We start from the raw sequence: 14,789 nt of genomic DNA, 5'->3' as shown, positions 1-14,789 counted from the left end.
CTCAATATCTCTTTTCTTCTTTCCTATTGCTGGTCCGAAAACAGACGACTTTACGACAACTTATGGTTCCAATTTGCACTTTGCGACATAATATGCTTCCAAAAAGCATTGAGGTCCCTCCTCTTGCTTCTTTTCGTCGAGCGTGAAAAAGACGACTCGACGACTCGTTATGGTTCCAATGCATGTCATTTTATGGTTCTAGTCACAACATATGCTGATAGCATTGTAACCTTGCAAACATATGCTATCAGCATGCTTTTGCTCTTTTCACTCAGAAAGAATCTCATGTATCATTTTGTTCAGTGCATTCTGGAGAAGGAAAAAGAAAAACATGAGAATTCTTATTTTTGGCGGGACTGGTTTTCTGGGTCGTCATCTTGTTCAGGCAGCGTTAGAGCGCCAGCATACAGTAACACTCTTTAATCGTGGCCTCTCGCATCCCGAACTGTTTCCGCAGGTGGAGCAGATCCATGGTGACCGCGAGAGCGATCTCCAGTTGCTTCATGGGCGCATCTGGGATGCAGTGATTGATTCCAATGGACAAATTCCGCGCCAGGTATACGAAAGTGCTAGCTTACTAGCAGAGAGCACTAGCCACTATACCTTTATCTCTACGACTTCTGTCTACGCAGACTTTACTGTCGCGCCAATCAATGAGCTCTCACCACTCTCAAAACTCGAAGATACCGCCATTGAGACCCAAACACGGGAGACTTACGGAGCACGTAAAGCATTCTGTGAGCACTACGCAGAGCAGGCGCTACCCAACCGCGTGCTGGTTATTCGCCCAGGCCTCATCGTGGGGCCACATGACCTCACTGATCGCTTTACCTACTGGCCTCATCGTATCGCTCAAGGTGGCCCAGTTTTAGCACCCGGTAATCCAGAGCAGCCAGTTCAGTTCATAGATGCGCGTGATCTGGCGGCGTGGTGCATTGCGATGGCCGAAGCGCGCCAAACTGGTGTTTATAACGCGAAGGGACCTGGTAGTCCATTAACGATGCGTCAATTCTTGGAATGTTGCCGCCAGGTGAGTGGCAGCGACGCACAGTTTGAGTGGGTAGATGAGCAGTTTCTCCTGGAGCAAGAGGTCACGCCCTATCTTCAATTACCCCTCTGGGTACCCAGTGACATGGTTGGCTTTGCACGGGTTGATTGTAGTAAGGCAATTGCTGCGGGCCTGCGCTTTCGTCCACTTACCGAGACAATTCAGGATACTCTTGATTGGGACGCTACACGCCCAGCAAACAACGTATTGCATGCTGGCCTCGCGCCTGAACGTGAGCAACAGCTTTTACGCGCCTGGCACTTGCTATCGAAGAAACAGTGAAAAATAGTGCTATGATATGAAAGTTCTTGAGATCCTTGGAGAAGACTTCTCACACACTGTACGCTTTCATTGAGAGATTGATAGTGAGTTATGGAGCGGCTGTGGCATCAGATTCGTATTTGACGGTAGCCTCACCGGTCAGAACTTTTACTCCGTCCTGGTTGATGCAATCGGTTTGGAGGAAGACCAGGCCTTTGTCGGCACGAACTTTGGTGACCTCGACGCTCACGGTTATGGTATCGCCGATGTAGACGGGGGCGGAAAACTTCAGGGTTTGCCCCAGGTAGATGCTGCCTGGTCCCGGCAGTTCGGTGCCGATAAGCGCGGAGATCATGGAGCCAGTGAGGAAGCCGTGCGCGATGCGACGACCAAAGCGCGATTGGGCGGCGTAGGCCTCATCTAAGTGAACAGGATTCGTGTCGCCGCTCACCTCGGCGAAGCGCACAATGTCCTGGTCAGTAATGGTGCGGGTGCGGGTGACCCTGGCTCCGACGGGTGGCAGGTTGTTTTCAAGTTCTGTGGTCATGTACAGGTCTCCTTATGAAAATAAAGCTATTGATCAACGCTGCTAAAGCACGCGTCTACATATCATAATCCATATGTAGACGCGTGCTTTAGCAGCGTTGGCCTCCACGTGGCTCAATATTCGGAGTATCTTTGTGGGCTGACTGGGCCAGGCCTTGCTCGATAAAGCTCATGAGGGGTTCGAAGACTTCGGGTGGTAGGTCATGGATCTGGGCAGACTCCTCCTGGTTATCCGCAGGCCAGATGAGATAGCGCAAGGCGACGAAATGACCTATTCCCATCAGAGCATATGCCAGGGGTTCGGGTTCCATGTCTCTTACCGTTCCCTCAGACATAGCCGAGCGGAGACCACGAATGTAGCCCTGGCTGATGCCCTGGTAATACTCCTGCGCGGCCTCAGGGGCTACACGCTCCGCCTCCTGGACGATGCGATAGAGACCCCGGTGCGAGGCGACAAAGCTAAAGAAGGCCTTAAAGCCGCGCCTCTCCGTCTCCAGGCGACCTGAGGAGCCAGCCGTGGCCTGGCGCAGCGCTCCGCGCAATTGCTGGCTAAGGTCACGCACCAGCTCGGCGAAGATGTCACGTTTGGTTGGGAAATAAATATAGAACGTGCCCTGCGCCACCTTCGCACGCCGTGTGATCTCTGAGACACTGGCCTCGTAGTAACCTATCTCACCAAAAACTTCTTCGGCGACATCCAGGATACGGCGACGCGTGGCCTCGCCCCTGGCAGTGAGTGGGGTGTTCCCTTTGGCCTGCTTCTCCGCGCCTTCCTCCGGCTGCGAAGTCGTTGAGGTATGTTCTTGCATCTATCCAACTCCCCTTTACGATCTAGAACTCATCACTGTCCATAATCGCATATTCATTCTCGACTGTCTATTTTTTTTGCCCGCTTGACTTTCCTGGAGATGGTTGAGTACCATATATGAAAGGTGACTCAACTGTCATATTATAACACAAGGGGGTAATGGTGTGAGCCTGGAACAGAATGCGTCACAGGAGCAGAGCGGCTTCAGAGCGATAGAGGGCAAGGATGGAGGGAGGTCAGCTAGAATTGGGCTGGTGGCGTTCGCGACCTATTTACCTGAGCAGGTACAGGATGCGGCCTATATTGCTGAACAGAGTGGGATTCCCGAGGAGATCGTGCGCGGGAAGCTTGGGATTGAGCAGAAGCGGCGTGCGAGCTATGAAGATCAGACCTCGGTTATGGCGGTAAGGGCGGCGCAGAGGGTATTGGAACTGGCGACACTTGAGCCGGGGGAGATCGACCTGGTGCTTTATTCGGGAAGCATGCACAAGGATTTCTATGTCTGGTCGGCGGCAAATCGCATTCAGCACCTGCTGGGGGCCAAAAACGCCTACGCCTTTGAGTTGGCGGCTCTCTGCACAACAAACGTGCTGGCGCTCAAGGTTGCACGCGACTTGATGCGTTCGGATACGCGGCTGCGCACGGTCTTGATCTGTGGTGGGCATCGGACGGCGGATCTGATCGATTTTCGCGAGGCCTCCAGTCGCTTTCTCTTCAATCTCTCAGATGGAGGGAGCGCGATGCTGCTGAAGCGCGATTATGCGCTGAACCAGGTGCTGGACTCGGCCTTTATCACGGATGGCTCGCTGGCGGAGGATGTAATTATTCCCGCGGGCGGGACGAGGCATCCAACCTCGCGCGAGACATTGGAGCAGGGATTGCATACCTTTCATGTTCCAGATACTGAGCACTTGCGCCAGGGGCTGGACCTTATTTCAGAGCAGCGTTTTGTGCAGGTTGTAAGTGACGCTGTAGAGCGCAGTGGGTACCAGGTGGAGGATATTGATCTGCTCGCGATCAATCATATGAAGCCCTCGATGCATCGCCGCATCCTCTCCATGCTTCATCTCAGTGAAGAGCAGTCAATCTATCTCTCGGATTATGGCCATATTGGCGCGCCCGACCAGGTTTTGACCCTGGAACTGGCGCAACAACGCGATATGCTTCGCCCTGGGCAACTGGTCGTCCTGGCGAGCGCGGGCCTGGGCTTTACCTGGGGCGCGACGGCGTTGCGCTGGGGCTAGCCTGAGCACAGAAAGTGAGTTTTAAAGCAGCAATTTATTCTAGTTGTGTTTCAATCGATTTTCATGCATACTTGTTAGCAGAGAACGCAGAGAGGCGATGTGCAACATGACATTCATCAATGTTGGCGAATGGCTTGAGCGCCGTGAACAACTGACGCCAGACAAAGTCGGTCTGGTAGATGGCGAGACGACCTCCAAACATAGGCGACTGACATATCGTATACTCAACCAGCGCGCACGCGCCCTGGCGGCTGTGTTTCAGGAAGAATACGCCGTGCAGCAGGGCGAACGCGTGGCGATCCTGGCGCAGAACGCGCCAGAATACCTGGATGCCTTTTTCGCGTGCGCCCTCATCGGCGCGATCCTCGTTCCCCTAAACGTACGCCTGACAATTAACGAACTGACAACGATCCTCATAGACTGCGAGCCGCGCTTGTTGCTGCATGACGCGACCTTCCAGCAGCAGTCCCAGACTATCGTGACAGTCCTGGGACAGCAGAGCTCACCCGCACCCCAGTTACGCGCACTCGCAAGCTTTCCCGGCGCTGATGCGCAACTCGCGGAGCGTGCCAGGCCCTTCCAGAGCCAGGATGGTGAGGAGATAGCCCTGATTCTCTATACCTCGGGGACCACGGGTACACCCAAGGGGGCCATGCTATCGCACCGCATGCTGACCTGGAACGCGATCAACACGCAGATTAGCTGGGGCGTACGTGAGAACGACATTACGCCAACCTTCGCACCCTTCTTTCACGCGGGCGGTCTGAACGTGCTAACCACGCCACTTTACCACTGCGGCGGCACGGTAGTGCTCCTGCGCAACTCAACGCCTGAAGCCATTCTGGGAACCATTGAGCGGGAGCGCTGCACGATTGTCTTTGCCGTGCCGACCGTCTTCCAGATGATGCAGCATCACAAGGCCTTCGCTACAAGTGATCTCTCCTCGCTCCGCTTCTGTGTCACAGGTGGCTCCTCGTGTCCACTCCCAGTGATTGAGGGCTATGCCGCGCGGGGCCTGGTTTTTCGCCAGGGCTATGGCCTGACAGAGGTTGGTGTCAATTGCTTTAGCCTGGCCCCCAAGGATGCTCTGCGCAAGGCGGGCTCGGTAGGGCAGCCCGTTTTTCATTCACGGGCGCGCATTGTGGATGAAGAGGGGCACGATGTTTCCACGGGGCGCGAGGGCGAGCTGCTACTGGCAGGTCCCCATGTCTGCTCAGGCTACTGGCGGCGTTCCGAAGCCACGGCGGAGGCGCGTTTAGATGAGTGGTGGCGCACTGGAGACCTTGTACGCCAGGACGAGGAGGGCTATTACTACATCGTGGGACGCAAGAAGGATATGCTGATCTCGGGCGGCGAAAACGTGTATTTAGCCGAGGTCGAACAGGTCCTGGCGCGGCATCCCGCTATCTACGAGGTCGCGGTCATTCCCCGACCAGATCCCAAGTGGGGCGAAGTTGGCCTGGCCGTGATCGTACCCCGCGAGCAGGCGGAGCTTACGCCAGAAGAGATCATAGCCTACTGTGACGACAAACTGGCACGCTATAAGATTCCGCGCGCATTTATGTTTACTGATGCGTTGCCCCGCAACGCCATGGGCAAGGTCATGAAGGCACAGTTGCGTACACAATTCGTAATGGAGGGATAATCAGATGACGACATCGCTTTTGCTGGACGGAATTAGCCAGCGCACGCTTCAAACAAGTCGGCTCACAATGGCATATTTGACCACGGGACAGGGGGCGACGCCTGTGGTCCTGGTGCATGGTAACTGTTCGTCCTCACTCTTCTTTCAGGACTTCATGCTGGCCCTGGCGGCCACGGGAAGCTACACAGTCTACGCGCCAGATATGCGCGGCTATGGTGAGAGCGAGACGCTACCCGTCGACGCCACGCGTGGGGTACGCGACTACTCCGATGACCTCGCCGCCTTTGTCCAGGCGCTCAACCTGCCTCCCTTCCATCTCCTGGGCTGGTCGCTGGGTGGAAATATCATCATGCAGTACGCCATCGACTATCCAGGCACGGCGCGCACGCTCCTGCTGGAGGCGAGCGGCTCGCCCTATGGCTTTGGAGGCTCTAAAGACGCTGCAGGCACGCCAACCTGGCTGGATAGCGCGGGCAGCGGCGGGGGCACCGTCAACGCCGATTTCGTCAAGAGCCTGCAGAGTGGCGATCGTGGCAGCGGCCCCACCTCGTCACGCACCACGATGAACGCCTTCTATTTTAAGCCCCCCTTCCAGGTATCATCCGAGCGCGAGGAGATCTATGTAAGCGCGATCCTCTCGACGAAGGTCACACCCGGCAACTATCCCGGCGATATGCTTCCCTCCGAGAACTGGCCTGGTATCGCCCCCGGCAAGCAAGGCGTCAACAACGCCCTGGCGCCTAAATACCTGAATCAGAGCGCCCTGGTCGATATCGCAGACAAACCGCCTATCCTCTGGTTTCATGGCGCGGATGACCAGATCGTCTCCGACACTTCCATGTTCGATATCGGCTTCCTGGGACAACTGGGTGTCATTCCTGGCTGGCCCGGCGCGCAGATCTATCCTCCCCAACCGATGAAGACGCAGATCCGCACGCTGCTAGAGAGCTACCAGGCTAACGGCGGCAATTACCAGGAACACGTACTACCCGAGTGCGGCCACTCACCCCACATCGAGAAGCAGGACGAGGTACTCAAGCTCTGCACTGAGTTTATGGACGCGCTTTAATGTGAGTAGCCGCGTACGCCAGGAGCGGGCCCGCTCCTGGCGTACGCGGCTACTGCTGTTCCGGAGAGGAGCGTTCAGGTTTCCAGGCGGCGCTGGGGAGTTTGCCGCCAAAGCCTCTCTTGCCAGCCACAATCTCAGTATAAAGAAATGTGAGAGCAATAAAGAGGTAAACACAGATAAGTTCATGGAATCCCTCCAGGTTGAAACAAAAATAGGCAAAGTTTCCAGGGATATGCGACGAAGACGCTTCTTAAGCGGGTGCTTTACTTGCGGCTCCGTCGCACACTTCCTCATCGAGGGGTAAGGGATATGTTTGTGCTACTCTGGCAGGTGGGCGATGGCTTCGATTTCGAGCAGGAATTCCTCGCGAGCCAGCCTGCGAACCTCGACCAAGGTCATGGCGGGCGGGTTCTGGGTATTGATGTAGCGGTCGCGTACTTCGCGGAGAGTGAGAATTTGAGACATGTCCACAACGTACATGTTCAGTTTGACCACACTGGTGAAGTCGGCTTCAACGGCGGCAAGCGCGGCCTTGAGGTTTTCAAAGACCTGCTGAGCCTGGGCATGAAAGTCATTTAGACCAATGATCTCGCCGGATGGGTTAAGGGCGATCTGGCCAGAGATAAAGATGGTCCGCCCTCGTTTGACCTCGACAACATGGGTATAGCCTGGCGTTGGCGGGAGCGTTGAGGGTTGAATGAAACGTATATTTGTGGGTTGGTTATCCACGGTTTTTCCTTTCTGCTGAACCAAAAGAGCCTGGAGGTGTAGCTCACACGTAACCTCGTAGGCGATCAGAGCTGTGGAAAGCTTTTACAAAGGCTTCCCACAGCTCTCTCATGAAGACGATTTGAAGGTATTAGTAGTTACATCGTTGTCCAGCCAACCACATCGGCAAATAGTCCATCTCCATAAGTGGCGAAGGGTGTGGGCGTACCACTGCTGGTCTTACCAAAGACCAGTTGGCCGCTAGTTACTGGCTGGGTGCGTATAGCGAGCGCATACATATCGCCAGCGCGCGAGCCATGAGACGTCGCAGAAGTGCAGTTACTGATCGGAGCCGTACTCTGGTTAGCAGTGGTGAGCCGTTGCGCTAAGGTCCCATCGCCATTCATAATCCAAACTCCGTTGTGCGAGGTATCAGAGGGGCCTGGATGCTGCTGAAAGTTCATGATACTGACTAACAACTGATGGTCGTTAATTGGACAGGCTTCAGTCACGTTATATTGTGTACTATGCCAGATCGTCTGCGAAGTACCACCTGTAGCTGGCATAGAAACCACTGAGCTGGGAGGCGAGCAACTATATTGATCACAACCATTGTAATCAATGTACAGTTTAGAGCTATCGCTCGCCAAACCGTTAAAGGGGCCATCTAAAATAGTAGTAAGATTGTTTTCATGTTGATTGGTCCCTTTGGTGATATCTAGCAAGTAAACGTTCTTTTTGCCTTGCCCATGACCCTCGATGCCATACATATAAATATGTGTATTATCAGCCCAGGAACTAAATCCAGTTATGCTCCAATCGAGAGGATTGGAGGTAGGGACAAATATACTTTGGATCTGGCCAGTAGAAGTACTCAATAACAGCACGGCTGTGTTTCCATTGGGATCGGAAGCGCCACTAGAGGATGTACTGCCAAGGAAGACAATTGATTGCTGGTCAGGAGACCATTTAATATATGGAAGATCTGTAACACCTCTAGTAGTGCAATAGAGTGTTTGCAGGTCTTGCCCATCTACACGGACAACCTGCATCTTGATGTCCCACATCGAGCCATGCTGATCTGTGGTTGCGCTTTTTGAGGCTGAGGTGAAGAATATCCATTGACCATCGTTTGAAACTTGTGCATTGTCAATCCTTGCACCTGGGATATTCACAACCACAGTCTTGCTATCGGTTGTCACATCATAGCGTTTCAGTGCGCCCGCGAGAGGATCAGCATTACCGCCATTAGAGGTGTCCTGATTGGTTGAGTAGATAATGGTAGGGTGGTTGCCCAATGTAAGCGGCTCCGTCACCATCGCACGTGCAGTGCCAGCCGCCGGACAACTCGTCTGTGGTGCTGGTTTAGTTGTAGGCGTGGTTGTGTGATTCGGGCCAACTGTATGCGTGCTTACTGTCTGGGATGAGATAGAATTAAGCGACTGAGTAGATTCACAAGCTGACAACACACAAACAAGACAACCAAGAAAGACAAGCCACCAACGTTTGTGAAGCCTATAAATTGACATATGCACTCCTCAAATAAGAAATAGCGACGCAGAGAAATACGCGAATATCTACTCCTGCGCCTGAAAGCCATTATAGCAGAGTTTAAAAGAAAAAAGAGCAGTAGGCTAAAATCAGCCTATTCCTGACAGGTATTGACAGGTTTTAGTGCTATATTAGATAACACAGCAAGCAAGGAAAAATCCAAGCAAGCTTGGACCCTACAATTTTCTAGTTGCAAACTCATACAAAAAGGGAGAATAGAATGGCTGTGGATAGCAAGTCAGGAAATGATATGGAGCATAAGAGCAATATACGGATTGAGCCGTGGGGTGAGGGCGACCTGCCGCTGTTGAAGAAGTTGCTAGGTGACCCGGCGATGACCGAGCACCTCGGTGGACCTGAGAGCGATGAGCAACTAATCAAACGCCAGGCTCGCTATGAGAAGCTAGTGGAGTCCGGCAAGGGGCGGATGTTTAAGGTTGTGCTTCAGGAGACGGGTGAGGCAGTCGGATCGGTCGGCTACTGGGATAGTAGCCATAATGGCGAAGAGATCTATGAGATGGGCTGGTCGGTGCTTCCCGGTTTCCAAGGCCGGGGCATCGCGGGAAAGGGCGCTGCCCTGGTCATCGCGGCAGCCAGAGCGGACGGCAAGCACCGCTTTCTGCACGCCTTCCCCTCTGTGGAAAATCCGCCATCGAACGCACTCTGCCGCAAGCTGGGCTTCACCCTGGTCGAAGAGTGCGAATTCGAGTACCCCAAGGGCCACTTTATGCGCTGTAATGATTGGTGCTTAGATCTTTTGTGAAGGAGTTCGCATGCCCATATTTATCCCGGGAGTTGAGTTGAGCCGTCGCTTCTATGAGGAGATCGTGCATCCCTTGCTCGTAGAGGCTTATCCCGAGCTGGCATATGCCGCCGCCCTGATTGGGCCGGGGAGCGAGGTGCTGGGTTTCGATAGCGAGATGTCTATGGATCACGATTGGGGTCCACGCCTCTTTATTTATGGGTGACGAGCTGGGTTCGGCGCTCATCGCCTCGCGCCTCGTTCGCGATGTGATGAACCTGTGCTTCTTGATGGAGAGGCAGTACGCCCCCTATGCCAAGTGTTTTGGCACAGGCTTCCAACGGCTGCGCTGTGCCGGGGAGATCTGCCCTTTGCTCAGGCGGGCGCAACAGGCCGCGAGCTGGCAGGAACGCATGGACGCCCTCGCCGACGCCTATGAGGTCCTGGCACGCATGCAGAACGCGCTCGGTGTAAGCAAGGTCCTGCCCGAGGTCGCCTCCAGCTTCTATGACCGCCCCTTCCGGGCCATCCACGGCGAGCTATTCGCCCAGGCGCTGCGAGAAGAGATTACCGATCCCGATGTGCAGCGTATCGCCGGGCGACGCTTGATAGGAAGCCTGAGCCAGTGGAGCGATAGTACAGATATGGAAGGTATAGAGCGCGAGCGGTTACGCGGACTATATGAATAGCCCGACGCGTGCTTTAGCAGCGTCGGGCATCAACTCTAGTGGGCGGTCCAGCCACAGTCGATGGTCTGGGCGCTGCCGGTGATGCCGCTAGCGGCGTCGCTACAGAGGAAGAGAGCGAGCTGGGCCACCTCGCTGGGTTCGAGCAGACGTTTGATCGCGCCCTCGGCGGCCATGACCTTCTCGACGACCTCCTCTTCGGGAATATTGTGGATGCGAGCCTGGTCGGCGATCTGCTTCTCGACGAGGGGCGTGCGCACATAGGAGGGACAGATGGCGTTGCAAGTCACACCATGCTCAGCCGCCTCCAGGGCGGTGACGCGCGTCAGGCCGAGAAGACCGTGCTTGGCACTTACATAGGCAGACTTGTATGCAGAAGCCCTGAGCGAATGCACGGAGCCAATATTGAGGATACGGCCCCATTTGTGCTCATACATGGAGGGTAGCACAGCTTTGGTGAGGAGGAAGGGCGAGGTGAGCATGATGTCGATGATCAGGCGCCACTTCTCCTCCGAAAACTCGGTGATGGGCGAGACATGCTGAATGCCCGCGTTATTGACCAGGATATCGATGTGCTCCTCAGTCTTCAAAATCTCGTCGATGAGGCGCTCAATCTCGATGCCCTTCGACATATCGGCGGCCAGGAAACGCGCGCCGGGAATTTCCGTGGCTGCGGCCTCGCCACGCTCTATATCAATATCAGTCAATGTAACGCGCGCGCCCTGTTCGGCGAACACACGGGCAATTGCCAGGCCGATCCCTGATGCGGCACCGGTAACCAGGGCAACCTTTCCTTCTAAGCCTGTCATAGCATAGACTCCTTTGAAAAATAGCTTAGCCTCCGAGATAGAGTTGCTGGATGGCGGCACTGGAGGCTAGTTCTCGCGTTGTGCCTTCCATGGCGATGGTCCCTCCGCGAAGGACGTAGGCCTTGCGTGCGATACGCAGGGCGCGGCGAGCATTCTGCTCTACCAGTATGATAGTCAATCCTTCGTCGACATTCAAGCGGGCGATGACGTCGAAGACGGTATCCACGACGACTGGGGCCAGGCCAAGCGAAGGCTCGTCGAGCAGGAGCACACGCGGATGGGCCATGAGAGCACGTCCGATGGCGACCATCTGTCCCTCGCCGCCGCTGAGGCTGGCGGCATAGGCATGCAGGCGCTCTTTCAGGCGCGGAAAGTACTTGAGCACGCGCTCCAGAGTCTCCTCGCGCTCCTGGCGCGATGCACGTGTGAAGGCTCCCATCAAGAGATTCTCGTACACGGTAAGCGAGGGGAAGAGTTCGCGTCCCTCAGGAACAAGGGCCAGACCTTTTTTCACACGTCGCTCAGGACTCCAGCTTTCGAGCTGCTGTCCCTGCAATGCAACTGTCCCCTGGCGCGACTTGATCAGTCCGGTGAGCACGCGCATGAGTGTGGTCTTACCTGCACCATTGGCGCCGAGGATAGTCACAATCTCGCGCTCAGGAACCACGAAAGAGACGTCATGCAGGACATCCGCCGCGCCATAGCCAGCGCTTACATGCTCTACTTTTAACACGTTGAATCCTCCTTTCGCGCCTCTTGCTCCTCGGAGATACTGGTCGCTTCATGCACAGCGCTGCGCACAACTTCTGGCTCCTCAAGCGCCTCGCGGCCCAGGTAGGCCTCCAGCACGGCGGGGTCGGAGAGGACTGTGCGCGCCTCGCCCTCTGCCAGCTTGCGCCCATAGTCAAGCACGCAGACGCGATCAGCTACGGCCTGCACCAGGCTCATGTTATGCTCGATCAGGAGCAGGGTCGTACCAAGCTCTTTGCGCCAGGTACGCAGATTTTGCGCCATGGCCTCGACATCCTGATGCGTGATGCCTGCGGCTGGCTCGTCGAGCAATACCAGGCGTGGACGGAGCACCAGCGCCCGCGCTACCCCTACAAGCTTCTGAATGCCATGTGGGAGGACGCTTACCCTGGTATCGGCGTACTCCTCCAGCCCGAGCAGAATCAGGGTATCACGAGCACGCGTACGGGCCTTGCGATCCTCACGCGGAGCGCGACCAAAGGGCAGTATTCCCTCAAAAAGACCAGAGCGCATGGCGGAGTGCTGCGCGACCAGCAGGTTCTCCAGAACCGTCATGCTGGCGAAGAGTTGTAGCTGCTGGAAGGTGCGCCCGATACCCAGGCGGATGCGGCGGTCTCGTCCCAGCGGCAAGAGCGAGGTACCCGCGAAGGTGATCGAGCCAGCCACCGGGCGGACAAAGCCGCTGATACAGTTCAGCACGGTCGTCTTGCCCGCACCATTAGGTCCAACCAGGGCGTAGATCTCTCCCTGCTCGACCGTCAGCGAAAACTCGGAGAGGGCGAGCAGGCCGCCAAATCGCACGCTCAAATCGCGAATCTCCAGTAGAGGCCCGTTCTGTGCAGTCGTCATGCCTGCCCTCCTCTCGTATCACGTCTCCCCTGGAAACGCTCTACCAGGCCACTCAAGCCGTGGGGGAAGAAGATCAGGGCCAGCAGCAGGAGCAGGCCATAAATGCCTGTCGTCAGGGTCGCAACCTGGATCTGCATACTGCCCATAACCAGGGGATTGGGCAACTGGCCCAGGAGCAGGGGTAGGAAGCCGACGAAGAGCGCACCCAGCACCGAACCAACAATCGAGCCCAGACCGCCTACTACAATCATCGCCAGGAAGGCAATCGTCTGATCAGAACTGGACATCGAAGAACTGGCGGTCGTGGCCCAGGTTGCATAGAACGCGCCCGCCAGCCCGGTCAGCACGGCGCTCACGACAAAGGCCAGGAGTTTATAGCGTGTGATATTAACGCCAAAGGCCTCGGCGGCGGCCTCGTCGTCGCGAATGGCGATCCAGGCCCGCCCCACTCGCGAGCGCAGCAAGTAGAAACTCAGGAAGAGCAACAGCGTAACCACGGCCATAATCAGGAAATAGAGCGCGCGGTCATCACTTAGCCAGAGAGGGATCGTATTGAGATCGTAGTTCTGGCGGCCCGCGGCCTTGTCCCATAGATCGAGGAGTGAGCCTGTGATTAGCACCAGTCCCAGGGTCGCCACGGCGAGGTGCGCACCCGAGATACGCAGTGCGGGCCCCCCAATGATTACCCCCAGAATAGCCGACGCGGCCATGGCTATAAGAATTCCCAGCCAGAAGGGCCAGTTGAGATCGTTCGTCGTCCAGGCTAGCATATAGGCGCCAACGCCAAAGAAGGCCGCGTTACCCAGTGAGGGCTGGGCGGCATAGCCTGTCAGCACATTCTGGGCCAGGGCCGCGATGACGAAGATGCCAATCAGACTCACGCGATGCAGCTCAAAGTTGGCACTGCCGCCAAAGAGCCCATCATAGAGTGTGGGGAGCAGCAGGAGAAATAGCAAGAGACAGGCGCTGGCTATCCAGCCGCGCATGCGCCCCGAGAAGCGCCCGGTTGTCTCTGTCGGGACGGGTGAGAGCACGGGAGACCGACCCTCAGCACGCTTTTTCATTGCCATAGCAAAATCTTCCTTGATTGGAACGGCTATACCCTGCGCAGCAATGCGCGCCCAAGTAGCCCTTGAGGCCGTAGCAAGAGAACCAGCACAAAAGCCACGAAAATGAGCATCTCAACGATACTTCGGTCGCCAATATTCAGCGCGCCCAGCGTGTGGCCTGCGAGCAGTAGCGTTAGCAGGTTATCGACGACGCCCACTAGGATACCACCCAGCAGAGCGCCCGGTAGGCTTTCCAGGCCTCCCAGGACCGCGCCCACAAAGGCCAGCAACAGGATGGGGTCCATAAAACGCACCTCGATCAACTGCTGGCGGCTGGCCAGTAATATGCCAGCCAGGGCAGCGATAAGCGCCGCCAGCGACCAGACCAACAAGAAGATCAGGCCCACGGGGATGCCCATCAGGCGCGCCGTGGGGAGATTATCCGAGGTCGCGCGCATAGCAATGCCCAGGCTGGTGCGGGTAAGAAAGAGGTTTAGCGCGAGCACGAGCACAACAGTTACCCCCACCACAAGCAGATCGATGAGCGAGAGGTAGAGGCCACCCGGATGGAGCGCCAGGCCCTCGAAAGGCGTAGAGAAGCGCACCGGAGAGGTAAGCTGAGGCCAGATAAGCTGCGCCACGGTCTCCAGCACCAGGGCCAGGGCCAGCGTCGCGATGGCCTTGGTAAAAATGGGAGCGCGCAACACAGGACGGGCAAAGCCTCGCTCCAGAAGCGCGCCGAAGAGCAGCGAGCCGAATAGGGTCAGCAGGGCCGCCAGCCAGAAGTTCAGGTGCGCCAGTGACATAAGCGCATACATAAAGCAGGTGCAGAATGAGGCGATGGCTCCATAGGCGAAGTTAAGCACGCCCGTTGTGCGATAAATAAGCACGATGCCCAGGGCTAGCAGACCATACAGGCAGCCCGTGACCAGCCCGGAGATGAGAACCTGGACCAACGCAAGCATGGATGGTGTTCTCCTTTTACGGTAATCTCAAATCAATCCCTTTATACCCACTTCATCCC

Annotated in this window: 16 protein-coding genes; 7 read left to right on the top strand and 9 right to left on the bottom strand. The window is 56.1% G+C overall.

Annotated features, from left to right (window positions below):
* Positions 1 to 331: 331 nt before the first annotated feature.
* On the top strand, positions 332 to 1,330 hold the full coding sequence (locus JMJ16_RS07200; protein ID WP_201379703.1) for an NAD-dependent epimerase/dehydratase family protein: 999 nt from the start codon (positions 332 to 334) through the stop codon (positions 1,328 to 1,330).
* 88 nt (positions 1,331 to 1,418) lie between these two features.
* Here JMJ16_RS07200 and JMJ16_RS07195 read toward each other — a convergent pair whose 3' ends face one another.
* Positions 1,419 to 1,856 carry a MaoC family dehydratase gene (locus JMJ16_RS07195; protein WP_201379701.1) on the bottom strand — a complete coding sequence of 146 codons (438 nt, stop codon included), beginning with the start codon at positions 1,854 to 1,856 and terminating at the stop codon, positions 1,419 to 1,421.
* A gap of 88 nt (positions 1,857 to 1,944) precedes the next feature.
* Positions 1,945 to 2,664: a TetR/AcrR family transcriptional regulator gene (locus tag JMJ16_RS07190; RefSeq protein WP_201379699.1), complete on the bottom strand. Its 720-nt coding sequence runs from the start codon at positions 2,662 to 2,664 to the stop codon at positions 1,945 to 1,947.
* A 163-nt stretch (positions 2,665 to 2,827) separates the two neighbouring features.
* On the opposite strand from JMJ16_RS07190, the gene JMJ16_RS07185 reads away from it, so the two are divergent.
* From JMJ16_RS07185 to JMJ16_RS07175, 3 genes are all read left to right on the top strand, one after another.
* The gene (locus tag JMJ16_RS07185; protein ID WP_201379697.1) at positions 2,828 to 3,907 is read left to right on the top strand and encodes a 3-oxoacyl-ACP synthase; all 1,080 of its coding nucleotides are present in this window, start codon (positions 2,828 to 2,830) and stop codon (positions 3,905 to 3,907) included.
* Between the two features lie 106 nt (positions 3,908 to 4,013).
* Positions 4,014 to 5,552 (top strand): long-chain fatty acid--CoA ligase, encoded by a 1,539-nt coding sequence (locus tag JMJ16_RS07180; protein ID WP_201379695.1) that lies wholly within the window; start codon positions 4,014 to 4,016, stop codon positions 5,550 to 5,552.
* A 4-nt stretch (positions 5,553 to 5,556) separates the two neighbouring features.
* The gene (locus JMJ16_RS07175; protein ID WP_201379693.1) at positions 5,557 to 6,621 is read left to right on the top strand and encodes an alpha/beta fold hydrolase; all 1,065 of its coding nucleotides are present in this window, start codon (positions 5,557 to 5,559) and stop codon (positions 6,619 to 6,621) included.
* 318 nt (positions 6,622 to 6,939) lie between these two features.
* Here JMJ16_RS07175 and JMJ16_RS07170 read toward each other — a convergent pair whose 3' ends face one another.
* Positions 6,940 to 7,350 carry a RidA family protein gene (locus JMJ16_RS07170; protein WP_201379691.1) on the bottom strand — a complete coding sequence of 137 codons (411 nt, stop codon included), beginning with the start codon at positions 7,348 to 7,350 and terminating at the stop codon, positions 6,940 to 6,942.
* Positions 7,351 to 7,487: 137 nt separating this feature from the next.
* A complete protein-coding gene (locus tag JMJ16_RS07165; RefSeq protein WP_201379689.1) occupies positions 7,488 to 8,858 on the bottom strand; it encodes a hypothetical protein in 1,371 nt (456 codons plus the stop codon).
* A 242-nt stretch (positions 8,859 to 9,100) separates the two neighbouring features.
* Between JMJ16_RS07165 and JMJ16_RS07160 the strand changes: the two genes are divergently transcribed.
* Genes JMJ16_RS07160 through JMJ16_RS07150 form a run of 3 tightly spaced genes read left to right on the top strand, consistent with a single transcriptional unit; the run spans position 9,101 to position 10,311 of the window.
* Entirely contained in the window at positions 9,101 to 9,643 is a 543-nt protein-coding gene (locus JMJ16_RS07160) for a GNAT family N-acetyltransferase (RefSeq protein WP_201379687.1), read from the top strand.
* Between the two features lie 10 nt (positions 9,644 to 9,653).
* Complete coding sequence (locus JMJ16_RS07155) at positions 9,654 to 9,848, top strand: hypothetical protein (RefSeq protein ID WP_201379685.1); 195 nt, start codon at positions 9,654 to 9,656, stop codon at positions 9,846 to 9,848.
* The gene (locus JMJ16_RS07150) at positions 9,841 to 10,311 is read left to right on the top strand and encodes a DUF4037 domain-containing protein (RefSeq protein ID WP_201379683.1); all 471 of its coding nucleotides are present in this window, start codon (positions 9,841 to 9,843) and stop codon (positions 10,309 to 10,311) included. Before JMJ16_RS07155 ends, JMJ16_RS07150 begins: the two co-directional genes overlap by 8 nt.
* 35 nt (positions 10,312 to 10,346) lie before the next feature.
* Here JMJ16_RS07150 and JMJ16_RS07145 read toward each other — a convergent pair whose 3' ends face one another.
* From JMJ16_RS07145 to JMJ16_RS07125, 5 genes are read right to left on the bottom strand one after another with little or no spacing between them, the layout of a single operon-like run.
* A complete protein-coding gene (locus JMJ16_RS07145; protein WP_201379681.1) occupies positions 10,347 to 11,117 on the bottom strand; it encodes a 3-hydroxybutyrate dehydrogenase in 771 nt (256 codons plus the stop codon).
* Positions 11,118 to 11,142: 25 nt separating this feature from the next.
* The gene (locus JMJ16_RS07140; RefSeq protein ID WP_201379679.1) at positions 11,143 to 11,850 is read right to left on the bottom strand and encodes an ABC transporter ATP-binding protein; all 708 of its coding nucleotides are present in this window, start codon (positions 11,848 to 11,850) and stop codon (positions 11,143 to 11,145) included.
* Positions 11,844 to 12,716, bottom strand: coding sequence for an ABC transporter ATP-binding protein (locus JMJ16_RS07135; protein ID WP_201379677.1), 873 nt, complete (start codon positions 12,714 to 12,716; stop codon positions 11,844 to 11,846). The genes JMJ16_RS07140 and JMJ16_RS07135 overlap by 7 nt, the downstream gene beginning before the upstream one ends.
* The gene (locus tag JMJ16_RS07130) at positions 12,713 to 13,786 is read right to left on the bottom strand and encodes a branched-chain amino acid ABC transporter permease (RefSeq protein ID WP_201379675.1); all 1,074 of its coding nucleotides are present in this window, start codon (positions 13,784 to 13,786) and stop codon (positions 12,713 to 12,715) included. Before JMJ16_RS07130 ends, JMJ16_RS07135 begins: the two co-directional genes overlap by 4 nt.
* Positions 13,787 to 13,812: 26 nt before the next feature.
* Positions 13,813 to 14,730 carry a branched-chain amino acid ABC transporter permease gene (locus tag JMJ16_RS07125; RefSeq protein ID WP_201379672.1) on the bottom strand — a complete coding sequence of 306 codons (918 nt, stop codon included), beginning with the start codon at positions 14,728 to 14,730 and terminating at the stop codon, positions 13,813 to 13,815.
* Positions 14,731 to 14,789: the final 59 nt, after the last annotated feature.

This window comes from Ktedonobacter sp. SOSP1-52, from assembly GCF_016587395.1.
This window is presented reverse-complemented; position numbering and strand designations above follow the sequence as displayed.